At 62.7% G+C, this 10,349-nt stretch carries 13 protein-coding genes and 1 pseudogene; 3 read left to right on the plus strand and 11 right to left on the minus strand.

The window, feature by feature from the left end:
* Positions 1 to 263 precede the first annotated feature (263 nt).
* From JKL46_RS33190 to JKL46_RS33220, 7 genes are all read right to left on the minus strand, one after another.
* Positions 264 to 1,280, minus strand: a complete 1,017-nt coding sequence (locus JKL46_RS33190) for a sensor histidine kinase (RefSeq protein ID WP_201842616.1) — start codon at positions 1,278 to 1,280, stop codon at positions 264 to 266.
* A 625-nt stretch (positions 1,281 to 1,905) separates the two neighbouring features.
* On the minus strand, positions 1,906 to 2,244 hold the full coding sequence (locus JKL46_RS33195) for a SemiSWEET family sugar transporter (RefSeq protein WP_201842618.1): 339 nt from the start codon (positions 2,242 to 2,244) through the stop codon (positions 1,906 to 1,908).
* A 3-nt stretch (positions 2,245 to 2,247) separates the two neighbouring features.
* Positions 2,248 to 2,553: a SemiSWEET family sugar transporter gene (locus JKL46_RS33200; RefSeq protein ID WP_246529704.1), complete on the minus strand. Its 306-nt coding sequence runs from the start codon at positions 2,551 to 2,553 to the stop codon at positions 2,248 to 2,250.
* Positions 2,554 to 3,056: 503 nt separating this feature from the next.
* A complete protein-coding gene (locus JKL46_RS33205; RefSeq protein ID WP_201842620.1) occupies positions 3,057 to 3,341 on the minus strand; it encodes a hypothetical protein in 285 nt (94 codons plus the stop codon).
* 106 nt (positions 3,342 to 3,447) lie between these two features.
* Positions 3,448 to 4,047: a YidB family protein gene (locus tag JKL46_RS33210; protein WP_201842622.1), complete on the minus strand. Its 600-nt coding sequence runs from the start codon at positions 4,045 to 4,047 to the stop codon at positions 3,448 to 3,450.
* Positions 4,048 to 4,149: 102 nt separating this feature from the next.
* On the minus strand, positions 4,150 to 5,187 hold the full coding sequence (locus tag JKL46_RS33215) for a YsnF/AvaK domain-containing protein (RefSeq protein WP_246529705.1): 1,038 nt from the start codon (positions 5,185 to 5,187) through the stop codon (positions 4,150 to 4,152).
* A gap of 80 nt (positions 5,188 to 5,267) precedes the next feature.
* Positions 5,268 to 5,606: a PepSY domain-containing protein gene (locus tag JKL46_RS33220; protein WP_201842625.1), complete on the minus strand. Its 339-nt coding sequence runs from the start codon at positions 5,604 to 5,606 to the stop codon at positions 5,268 to 5,270.
* Positions 5,607 to 5,808: 202 nt separating this feature from the next.
* Here JKL46_RS33220 and JKL46_RS33225 point away from each other — a divergent pair, with 202 nt between their 5' ends.
* Both JKL46_RS33225 and JKL46_RS36755 read left to right on the plus strand, forming a co-directional pair.
* Positions 5,809 to 6,312 carry a YsnF/AvaK domain-containing protein gene (locus JKL46_RS33225; protein ID WP_201842627.1) on the plus strand — a complete coding sequence of 168 codons (504 nt, stop codon included), beginning with the start codon at positions 5,809 to 5,811 and terminating at the stop codon, positions 6,310 to 6,312.
* A gap of 234 nt (positions 6,313 to 6,546) precedes the next feature.
* Positions 6,547 to 6,657: pseudogene (locus JKL46_RS36755) on the plus strand (hypothetical protein); the annotation flags it as partial.
* A gap of 44 nt (positions 6,658 to 6,701) precedes the next feature.
* On the opposite strand, the gene JKL46_RS33230 reads toward JKL46_RS36755, so the two are convergent.
* From JKL46_RS33230 to JKL46_RS33240, 3 genes are all read right to left on the minus strand, one after another.
* Positions 6,702 to 6,953 carry a DUF6894 family protein gene (locus JKL46_RS33230; RefSeq protein ID WP_201842629.1) on the minus strand — a complete coding sequence of 84 codons (252 nt, stop codon included), beginning with the start codon at positions 6,951 to 6,953 and terminating at the stop codon, positions 6,702 to 6,704.
* 134 nt (positions 6,954 to 7,087) lie between these two features.
* Complete coding sequence (locus JKL46_RS37120; RefSeq protein ID WP_201842630.1) at positions 7,088 to 7,342, minus strand: family 1 glycosylhydrolase; 255 nt, start codon at positions 7,340 to 7,342, stop codon at positions 7,088 to 7,090.
* A gap of 140 nt (positions 7,343 to 7,482) precedes the next feature.
* Complete coding sequence (locus JKL46_RS33240; protein ID WP_201842632.1) at positions 7,483 to 8,478, minus strand: phasin family protein; 996 nt, start codon at positions 8,476 to 8,478, stop codon at positions 7,483 to 7,485.
* Positions 8,479 to 9,041: 563 nt separating this feature from the next.
* Between JKL46_RS33240 and JKL46_RS36090 the strand changes: the two genes are divergently transcribed.
* On the plus strand, positions 9,042 to 9,746 hold the full coding sequence (locus JKL46_RS36090) for a PRC-barrel domain-containing protein (protein WP_246529706.1): 705 nt from the start codon (positions 9,042 to 9,044) through the stop codon (positions 9,744 to 9,746).
* Here JKL46_RS36090 and JKL46_RS33250 read toward each other — a convergent pair.
* On the minus strand, positions 9,732 to 9,971 hold the full coding sequence (locus JKL46_RS33250; RefSeq protein WP_201842634.1) for a hypothetical protein: 240 nt from the start codon (positions 9,969 to 9,971) through the stop codon (positions 9,732 to 9,734). The two genes, JKL46_RS36090 and JKL46_RS33250, sit on opposite strands and share 15 nt — an antisense overlap.
* Positions 9,972 to 10,349 lie beyond the last annotated feature (378 nt).

A 10,349-nucleotide genomic window follows, 5' to 3' on the forward strand; every position in this document is an offset into this window, starting at 1 on the left:
TTTTCTCGGCATTTGGGTCCTCCTGTCTGCCTCAAGACATACTTCAAGGTGGACCAATTCAATGGGGGTGGATCATTTCTTCGGATGACCCAAAGCAGTCCTCAGAACTGTCTTTGCCTTGGATCGAGCCTGGCTCAGATGAAGAGCGAAGCCAAGTTGCACTTGGCAGATGCGCGCCATCAAAAAGTCGCGCGATACAACGATGTCGTGCTTTCGAAAGCGCTGTCGAACCCTTCGGCGCGAGCGTGCGCGGCAGGAACGCTTCAGGGGTCCACAGGAAATCGGACAACCAAGCTTGTGCCGGTGCCGTCCCCATCGGATTCGATGGTGACAGTGCCACCGAGTTGGGTGGCCATGGAGCGGATAAGGCGCGTCCCCAGACCCGATGAAGGTCCCGGCCGGCTCTCCGGCGGCAATCCAACCCCGTCATCGGCGACGGCAACCCTGAAGGTGTCTCCCCCACGGCTGAAATCGACGGTGATCGTTCCGCCGCGTTCGCCGGGGAAGGCGTACTTGAGGCTGTTCGTCAGCAGCTCATTGATTATCAGCCCGACGGGGACGATGCGCTCCTGTGGCAGTAGATGACGCTCTGCCCGCACGGTAATCGCGATCGGCCGAAGATCCACCAGCGCGGCCTTCAAGTCGTCGCAGAGCTCGGTGATGAAGTCGGCGACGTTGACTACCGCGCTGGTACCCTGGCCCAGCCGCAGGCGCTCCTGCACCCGGCTGAGGACGTGGATGCGGTCGGCGGTGGAGGTCAAGGCCGACCTCGCTGATGGGTCGTGCACCACCCGCTCTTGGAGCCGCACCAGAGCCGTCAGCATCATGAGGTCGTTCTTCATCCGGTGGCCGGCCTCCCGCAGGAGAAGATCCTTCTCCTGCTCGGCGGCCGCGAGCCGCTTGTTCGCCCGGGTAAGGCTGTGGGCGGTGGTGTGCAGGGCCTCAATGATTCCTGCTGTAGTGAACCCGATCATGAGGTACAGGATGAGGCCAAGGGTGGCCCGATGATCCTCAATCCTAAGGCTCCCGACCGGCTCAAGGAAGAAGTAGTCCGCCAGCACGGCGCTCAGAGCGACTGTGTAGAAGCCGCTGCCGCGGTTGAACAGGACGGCGTTGACGATGATGGCCATGAAGAACAGCAGGAAGGGGAATGCCGGCAGGTACGCGCTGAGGCCGATGCGCAGCACCAGCATGATCAGGACGACCAGCGTCGCGCCCAGATATCGGGCCCAGACCGGCCAGCCCCGCGTGAGGAAGGTATAGGTGAAGAGTGCTTGCATGTCCGAGCCGTCAAGCCCTGCCGACGGCCGAGGTTCCCGCTGAGGGAGGGGCGGGATGCCGGAACGGATGACGCCACGCTTCGTTAGCCCAGTCCACATTGGATCTAAAAGAGAAGGTTCAGTGCGTCATACCTTGCTTTCTACGGCCGCCGCGGTGGCGTTGGTCCTCGGGGCTGCCCCGGCCCTCGCGCAAACCCAGGCTCTCAGCTTGTCCGCCACCGCGCCATAAAGGTTCCGGCATGGCCGCAATTCCTCCGCGGCTGCCTCAGGCAGCGGGAATCCGTCGACCGACAGCTTTCCCACGCGGAGTGCATCGATTCCGAGTTCGACCGGAAGGATCCGAACCCAACAGAATAGTAGGCAGGTGTGCCTAAGCTTGGCCTTCGTTATATCCTTCGATCGCGATATCTTAACCTGTCTTGCAGGGGCGGAGCGTTGAGCAACTAATTGGTGAGCTGGCCGATCGGCGGTCTGTGGTCAGCAGTGAGATCATCCTCGCCAAGTGTCTCAGTATGCCCGAGGCCATCCGAGCAGCCGCCCAAAATGGCTTGGCGGACAGCGAGTACGACCGGGCAGTCGAGATGTGCTGGTGAACGAACCGGCGATGGGCACCGTGGCCCGGGACTCAGCGGGCAACGGCTTCGGCCGTATCTGCTCCCCCTTGCGGCGGGTCCTGGCGGCAGTCCTCGCCAGCGTGTTGCATGCGGGAGCCGCGAATCTTCAGCACCAGGATGACCGAGCTCAGCACCAGGCCAAGCGCACTGAAGATCAGCACGGGCAAGCTGCCGAGAGCGAACCCGTACAGCGTCCAGAGCAGCAGCCCGAAGGTGCGCACCGCGAACATGCGCAGGGAGATCGCCGCGACGTCACCGGTCCGGCAGCATTTCACGACCTGTGGGATGAGGCTGTAGAGGCCGATGCAGCCGGCGGCCGATCCAATCACGGTGGCGAGGGATACCTCCATGGGTCAGCGCGCTCCCGCTGCCTTGAGGCTCCGCAGCTTCAGCACTAGGATGAGACCGGCGAAGACGACGTTGAGCGCGTTGAACAGGATCACGGGCAGGCTGGCGATCATCACCCCGTGCACGATCCAGAGCCCGTAGGCGATCAGCGAGGCCACGTACATGCGCTTCGAAATCGCCTCGGTATCGCCCTCGCGCCAAGCCTTGAGCACCTGCGGCACGAAGCTCATGCTCGTGCACAGCCCCGCCGCCAAGCCCAATGCCGTCAGCCACCATGCCTGCATGTTCTGCTCCCGTCCGGTGAACGTCATCAACCGATCCGAGGGGCACGGGTTCCAGGAAAGGCGGCCTTGAAGACAAGGAGCCCCGTTCCAGCATTTGAACGGGGCCCAGGCCGCGGAAGCCGGTCAAGGAGACCTGCCCGAAAGCAGGTTGCCTCCGCAGGGACACAACCGCCCATCCTCATCAACGTTCCTCCCCAGGCCATCAGACGGAGTACGGAGCTTTGAGTGTAATGTGGATGAGGGCTTCACGCGCGTGATCATCATCTACGGCAGGCCTTTTTGCTTGGCATGAGCAGGGCCTGTGCGGGATTGGGCGCAACGTCCCACGATCACCGCCAGGGCGGCGGCAGGAGTTCAGGGAGGCATGGCAATGCTGGACACAGCGCACGTCCCTGCGGGAGACGGCAGTCCCCCCCCTCCCGGCACCCCAGCCTCCGAGGCTCTACGCCCGCACCAACAGCCCAGGGGAGGCCGCATCAGTCATGATCTGTGCGGGTCGGCTTCGAGGCACTTCCTCTTGAGGATGCCGACTACTTGCGGCTGTCGTTGTCGTACACGTTGGTGCGGCCCGTGGTCGTCCCAGAGCTAGCCGAGGTACCGGTCGTGGTCGTCCGTGACCGCCCACGCATGAAGTACCAGACGAGGCCGGCAATGATCGCCAGGCCGATGATAATCCACAGCCAGGAGGCGCCGCCATCGGTTGTTGCGGGTGCGGCGGGCGAGCCGGGCGTCGCAGGCGGCGTGGCTTGGGCGAGGGACTCGTTCACCGCAGTGAGTGTCACGATCGTCGAAGCGTAAAGCCTATTGAGCATCATGTTCCTCTCCCAGCCACAAAGGGCTACAGATCAACGTTGGCCCCAAGCCCGCGTTCCTCCCGCTGCAAGGGCCCGGATACTTCAGTCCTTGCGGTGATCGGGCCGCTCAGACCCAGCGGGACGAGACCTCCCGCTCCGTCGGCAGGCGACCGTCAGGGGTGAACTGGTCGACCGCATCAGGCAGTTCCTCCGACAGTTCGGACAGGAGTTGCTGGCGCGGTAGTCCGGTCTGCTGCTCCAACTCCTCGAGCGTGTTCGGCCCAAGCGCCTGCGAGAGTTCATCCGGGGCGATGCGTCGGTTCTGACCTGGGCTCACCCACGAGTCGACGTGGTCGCCGTAGCCGTTCTGGCGGAACTGGTCGAACAACCCACCTAGGCCGCGGCCAGCACCGCCGCCGAGCAGCCCACCCAGCAAGCCCCCGAGGCCTCCTGGAAGGGCGCTGCCGAGGCCACCGGACACCCCGCCGCCAAGACCGCCGCCCTGACCGCCGAGCATACCGCTAAGGCCGTCCTGGCCACCTAGGATGTCTCCGAGCCCGCCGCCCGGAGAGCCACCCTGCGAACCGGAGCGGTAGTGTTGGAAGGCCTTGGCCGCCAGCAGCATCATGAGCGCCCTCACGATTGGCGAGGTCGCTCCGCCTCGCCCCTGCGTCGGGTCACCTCCTGCGCCCATCATGTTCCCCAGGATCGAGTCGAGGAGTCCCATCGCAATCTCCTGTTCCGCGCCGTGTTACGTCCTAATGATGAACCCAGGAACGAAGCCTATATCGGGGAGGGAAGCCCGGCTTGGCCGGGCTTCCCAATACCGTCAGCGGGTGCGGCCGCTCGGGTTGCCCGTGGTGCCGGTCCGCGAGACGGTGTTGCCACGCTCATCCTCGACGTCGACCTCGGTCTTGCGCACGGTGTCGGAGATCGTCTCGGTGCGCTGGTCGGCTTGCTTGCGCACGACCACTTCTTCGACGACACGGGCTTCCTTCGAGACAACGGCTTCTTCGCCGCGTTCCTCGACTTCGATGGTGCGCTCCTGGAAGGGATCGCCGAGGGCGCCTGCCTGCGTCGAGCCTGATACTCGGCGGCGTTCCACGTCGACGCGCTCCTCGCGCAGGGTGACCTGCTCCTGCACCGGACGCTCGATCACGCGCGAGTGAAGACGCACACGCCCGCGGTTCACCTCGCGCTTGCCGACGTGCAGCTTCTCCTCGGCGACCGGGATCACCTCGTCGCTGTCGCGAGCCCTGGACGACGAACGATCCGTTAGCCCAGTCGTTGCGATTGCACCCGTGCCACTGGCGCCGGTCCAGCCCTCGGAGCGCCAGGTGGTCTCGCGTTCATCGAAGTCGACCGTGCCTTCGTCGTCGAGGATATCGACAATCCGGTCGACCTCCGCATCGGAAGCACGCACCGTCACCAGCGCCCCGCCGCGGCGGATGCCCTCGGCATAGGCATGGGCATCGTTCTCGTCTACGCCCGCGTCAACAAGCGCACCCGTCAGTCCACCAATGGCCGCGCCGGCTCCAGCGCCAACGAGAGTGGACACCAACCATCCCGCGGCCACCACAGGACCAAGCCCCGGGATGGCGAGCATGCCGAGGCCGGCAAGAAGTCCCGCTCCGCCGCCGGCGAGCGTGCCGACCGTAGCACCCGTTCCGGCGCCGTCGCTGACATCGTCATCATGATGGTTCGTGCCATCGAAGGTGCGGCTGGCATGCGACGAGTAGCGGTCACCCTCGTTGCTGGCGATCAGGCTGATGTCACTGCGCGGAACGCCGGCGGCCTCCAGGCGGCGGACCGCCTCCGAGGCATCCTCGTAGCGGTCAAAGAAAGATGTGAGGGTCTTGTTTGTCATGTCTGTTGTACTTTCCCGAAAAGGGTGCGGTCACGCGACCTACCCTGGTTACTGCACGGAATGGCTGATCGAGATTGGGCTTACTGAGTCTGGATGCTGCCCTTGTAGTCGATGGCCACGCTGGCGGACTTACCGTCGCGCTGGGCCTTGCCGCGCCAGATGCCCTGATCGTCCTTGCGCAGTTCAGTGACGTTGCTGAAGCCCTGCGCCTCCAGGCGGGAGCGCGCCTGCGCTTCGGTGAAGCTGTTGGCGCCCGGCTCGACCGCGCCCGTCATCTGCGGGCTGTCAGCCGGCTTGTGGGTGACGGCAGGATTGGACGAGCCACTGTTGTTCGTCGGCGGTGTCGCCGAGGTCTGAGCCATCGCTGCCGTGGTCAGGGCCGACAGGACGGCCAGAGTTGCAAAGCCGAGGCGTATCAAAGTGCTTCTCCTCTGTGTCAAACGCGTAGGGGCTCAATGTGCGACCCCGGTGACGGTTCCGAGTGCCAGGCTTGCGAGCAGGAAGCTGTTCCCGCGGAAGAAGCCGGTGCGGCTGCTCTCGAACGATGGCCCTGGTCCTTCGTCAGAGCTGGGAACTCCCCTTCCCAGCGCCCGTTGGTTGTCGCTGACCTTGAGAGGATCGATGGCCGACCCCATCCCAAACCCGAGCATGCGCCTGGATGGCGAGGAGCAGGCGCCTGTCCTTGATGATGCGCTGAGGAGCGATCCTCGAACCGTCGCGGAGGAGATCATCCCTGTCGTCGAGGAGAGTGCCATCATCGGCAAGCGGCAGGTCGTGACCGGGCACGTGCGGGTGCGGACAGTCACCGATACCGTCGAGGAACTGGCGCACGCGTCCGTGCAGCGGGAGAACGTTGAGGTCACCCGTGTGCCCATCGACAGGGTGGTCGAGACCGCGCCCGGGATCCGGACCGACGGTGACGTCACGATCGTGCCGGTGCTGGAGGAGGTGCTCGTGGTCGAGAAACGCCTCGTCCTCAAGGAGGAGCTGCACATCCGGCGCCGCATTGAGACCGAGGCTGTAGAGGTGCCTGTCATCGTGCGCAAGCAGCGCGCGATCGTGGAGCGCGAGGCTCAGGACTCCCCAAGCCTTCTCGACGAGGGACAGAACGAGAAACCGATATAATCATCCATGAACTGTAGCCGTTAGAGAGGGTCGAGGTTAGGCGGATCTGTCGGTTCCCGCGTGACAGCGGACTGTGGGCCACGCTATGTGCTCGATTCCCGGTCGCCGTCATTGGCTAGGCGCTCACAGGCTGGAGGGCTTTACAGTGAGGAACCTCCCGCCATCAGCTCTCCTGAGTACCTGACAAGCGGTCACATCTCCTCGGCAGAGTTCGAGAACTGAAAAAGTGAGTTCCTCCAGATGGCGGCGTATGTACCGTCGACCGTATTTCTGTTCCGGAAGGGCTCGGCCGAGTGCGAGAGCTTAATGCGGGCTGCCGCGGTCAACCTGGTATGGACAGCGTAACTCAGCCATCGATGCTTCGGTAGGACTGAGCAGCCACGCAAAGCTTAGCTCATCGATGGCTCCTGCACGGCGATGTCCATGTAGGGAATGGCCAGGACCGGATGGAGATCCTCATCGACAATCTCGATCACGATGGCACTCAAGTACGTGGATGGTAGCCTAGCCCAATCATCAAGCTGCCCCGCGCCTCGCTTCAGGGCCTCGGCTTTGGCCGCGGCGATGTCCGGCAACTCGACACCATTCGGATCCTCGTTCGTCGCGAAGTGGCTGCGAACATCGATGTAGTAGCGAGGCATGACTAGCCTTCTTGAAACTCGTTACCGCGGCGGGAGCATCCCGCCTTACCTGCACTGCTATGGAATCAACCGTCAGCATCAACATTCGTTCTGCTGTGCCAGCTACTCCTTTGGGTGCAGTTTGGCGTTGTACGTCACCTCCGACCTCTTCTTGATCCTTCAGAGCTGAGACCAACGGAGACGTCGGGAGCGTGACCGAAAGAGCGGTGCTCATTCCGTGTTTGTGAACTCCATTCAGGAAACCGATTGGTCGCCGCGACCTGGGCGTACCAGTGACCGGAATGCTTGAGCATGCGTTTCTGCCCCTGTTCGAAGTCAACAAACACGATCCCGAAGCGGCTGGATACTTGTTCGACGATCTTGTGGAGCTGGAACGCGGATCCCTGCATGCTCGACACAGTTCGAATGGCAGGTCGAGCCGATCCATGGAGATTTGACCGCCTGAGGCGATAAAGCGCCGGCCGGTTTGTGATGGCAGGGCTCCCGACCCAAGAGCCGGGAGCTTAGTTCTCAAAGCTCAACGTGAGGCTCAGGCCGCTCGGTTGAAGCGCTGGGCCGTTTTCTCAGCCTGCACGGTCACGGTCTTGGCAGCCTCGTCGGTCATCTGGAGCGTGAGCTCAGCGAGGCGCCGGCTGTTCTCCATTGTCTGCTCCAGATTGTCCCGCAGCAGCGAACTCTGCACCTCGACGAAGTCCGTCATCGAGCGGCAGTGGGCCAGAGCCTGCAAGCCATCGAGATTGCGTTGCAGGCGCTGCTGGCTGCGGGTGACCACCTCGCGCGACACCTCCTGGAGCCCACGGGCTAGGGCCATGCTGGACTGGGCCACGGCGCGCAGGTTGTGGGCAGCCTCCTCCGTCAGCCCCTGGAGCTCACCCTCTGGCCGGCTTCCCATCGGCAGGGTCTGTCCAGTGGAGCGGCGGGTGAGCTCCGTGAAGGCGTTGAAGCTGTTGGAGACCGCCTCCTGCATGGCCTGAGCCATGGTCTGGGCGCTTTCCACACCCGCGCGCAATGTGTCGGCCACATCGTCGGTGACCCGCTGAACGGCTTCGCCCTGCTCACGGGCGCGTCGCGTGTCGGCGCGCTTCATCTCGTCAATGCTGGCCATTTCATCCTCCACTGTCTCGGCGATGGCGTTGGCTTCCTCGTCAGTCAGCACCTTGAGCACGGCGGGAAGCAGTTCTTTCCGGTCGTCCCGGATGTGCTGCTGGAAGGCGCCTCTGAGCTCCGCTATCCGGCCGAGGAACTCAGAATTGTTCTTCGGCAGGCGCTCCAGTTCGCTGAGGAGCGCCGCCGTCTGCTGGTTGTCGGTGGTGGCCTCTCGCACCAGCTCCTGCATGCCGTGTCGGGTCAGCACGGGAAACAGATGCTCCTCCTGGAGGGTAGCGAGAAGCTCCAGCTCCTCCTTCAAGTCGGCCAGGAGCCGCTCGCGAGTTTTTACCGCATTGTCGGACGTGGCAAGAAGCTTGTCGAAGAGTTCGTTCGCCTTGTCCGGTGGGGCTTGGCTGTATCGTCTGGTTGCTGTCATTGTCCCTCACTTGCTATCGAATTGAAGGATCCAAGCCTCAGCTTGGCCCATAGCGTGTGACACGGTTATGTCGCTTGTCGAAAACGCACACGCATGACGCTGAAGTACTCGGGCAGTACCCGTGCTTGGCAGGCGTCTACTCGTCTGACGTCCACTGGCGATTGATTCTCGAGGGCAATCATCCCTAAGTTCGGCCGCGAGGCGACCCATTCTTGATTTTATTAATCCAGGTTAAGTGACGACCGAGCCGGAGGTTCCGAGCCGCCCTTGCAAGCAATGCGGACAAGACCGCGCAGGCGATTGGGGTTCTGATGCTTCAGTTCCCGGCCACTCTGGCCCTGAAGCTCAAGGAAACCCTGCGCAAGATCAAAACGGCGTACCGTACGTTTACTGAATGTGCTGAGTGAGGCTCCGAGGCAGTGGCTTTCATTCTTGAAGATCGCTTCGGGAACCGTGGATCGCCCGAGCCTCTGCTCAGCCGGACCATCCGAACCATCGGCTGCGCGCTGGGTTTAACCAGCAGGGCTGGACGACGGCTTATCCATTCCCAGGAGGAAACGTCCATGGTCGACACCTATCAGGCCGGCAGTTCGCAGGAACGTATGAGAGCTGAGCCCCGGTCATCTCGTACAGGAGCTTTGAGCCAGCCACCCTACCTAACGCATGATCTGGACACCCATGCTGGCGTACGACGGAACGTTAGCGAAGAGCTCCGCAGACGCCGGCGGGCTGATCTGTTCTTCGAGGACAGCATCGTGCTGCTCAGCATTCTTCTCGGCGGCGCTGTTGGGTATATGACAGCTACGACAGTGCGCAAATCAACTTGGAGCAGCCCTCCGACGCGCAGGTCCTCGCAGACAGCTGACAGCAGCCACTTCTTCGGTCGGCAGGGCCGGTCACGCGCCGAAGGCTCGGTGGAGATGGATGAAACCACGGACCTGATTGCCTCCAACAAGGTCGAGGGCACGGTGGTGTACAACCGCCAAGGTGAGAAGCTCGGCGAAGTCTACAACTTCATGGTGGGCAAGCGCTCGGGCGAGGTGGCTTATGCCATCATGAGCTTTGGCGGATTTCTCGGCATCGGTCAGAAGTATCATCCGCTGCCCTGGAATGCGCTCACCTATGACACCAACAAAAAGGGCTATGTCATTGATGCCGACAAAGAGCGTCTGATGGGAGCCCCTAGCTATCAGGCGGGCGAGGAGCCGTTCTCCTGGCCAGAGTACGGGCAGCAGGTGCGCGATTACTGGTCTTCAGATCCGACCTAGCCGGCCTCCTCGGCAGATCACCGGAAGCCGGCCGACCGCAGAAACGGCAGTGCCTTCGGTGCTGGTGAATGTCGTTGCGCCATGGTTGGCTTGGACCAGATGAGTGAGCCAGAGTTGATTGCTGAACTCCATCGCGTCGCAGTCGCATGCGAAAGGCTCAGCAGGGAGGTCGCGCATGCCACGCAGCGGCAGCGCTTCAGCAAAGACGCCCGAGAAGTCGCTCAAGCCGCTCGGGATGAGCAGTCATTCTTGGCCGAGTTGAGCCGACTGATGGACCGCAGGCGCGCCGTTGAGGGTCATCTGATGCGGGTTCGAGGGCAGCTTCGGCCGCTGAAGTAAAACGGGTAGGAAGCCTTAAGCGACGGGGTCCTGGCCCTGAAATCAATGATGAACAGGAGTGGGCCACGAGATGTGTCGGAAAATAGGCTTGGCAATACCTGCTCGCGCATTGCCGTTCATGTCCCGCAACTCGCTGATGCTGACGTAGAGCGCCAAACGCATTGCCAGCACAATATCTCTGAGGCGCTAGAGCGTCGGACCCGAAATAGGACTCTTCGGCTTCTGCGCGGGCTGGAGTTGTGATTCACTCTTTGGACGGGAGGT

Source organism: Microvirga zambiensis WSM3693 (genome assembly GCF_016735695.1).
Taxonomy (GTDB): domain Bacteria; phylum Pseudomonadota; class Alphaproteobacteria; order Rhizobiales; family Beijerinckiaceae; genus Microvirga; species Microvirga zambiensis.

Bases quoted from the DNA above. Each gene is read 5' to 3' on its own strand.
- JKL46_RS33225 (WP_201842627.1), top strand. From the start codon at position 5,809: ATGGCCGACCCCATCCCAAACCCGAGCATGCGCCTGGATGGCGAGGAG.
- JKL46_RS33205 (WP_201842620.1), bottom strand. From the start codon at position 3,341: ATGATGCTCAATAGGCTTTACGCTTCGACGATCGTGACACTCACTGCG.
- JKL46_RS33240 (WP_201842632.1), bottom strand. From the start codon at position 8,478: ATGACAGCAACCAGACGATACAGCCAAGCCCCACCGGACAAGGCGAAC.
- JKL46_RS33200 (WP_246529704.1), bottom strand. From the start codon at position 2,553: ATGACGTTCACCGGACGGGAGCAGAACATGCAGGCATGGTGGCTGACG.
- JKL46_RS33230 (WP_201842629.1), bottom strand. From the start codon at position 6,953: ATGCCTCGCTACTACATCGATGTTCGCAGCCACTTCGCGACGAACGAG.
- JKL46_RS33190 (WP_201842616.1), bottom strand. From the start codon at position 1,280: ATGCAAGCACTCTTCACCTATACCTTCCTCACGCGGGGCTGGCCGGTC.
- JKL46_RS33215 (WP_246529705.1), bottom strand. From the start codon at position 5,187: ATGACAAACAAGACCCTCACATCTTTCTTTGACCGCTACGAGGATGCC.
- JKL46_RS37120 (WP_201842630.1), bottom strand. From the start codon at position 7,342: ATGCAGGGATCCGCGTTCCAGCTCCACAAGATCGTCGAACAAGTATCC.
- JKL46_RS33210 (WP_201842622.1), bottom strand. From the start codon at position 4,047: ATGGGACTCCTCGACTCGATCCTGGGGAACATGATGGGCGCAGGAGGT.
- JKL46_RS36090 (WP_246529706.1), top strand. From the start codon at position 9,042: ATGGTCGACACCTATCAGGCCGGCAGTTCGCAGGAACGTATGAGAGCT.
- JKL46_RS33195 (WP_201842618.1), bottom strand. From the start codon at position 2,244: ATGGAGGTATCCCTCGCCACCGTGATTGGATCGGCCGCCGGCTGCATC.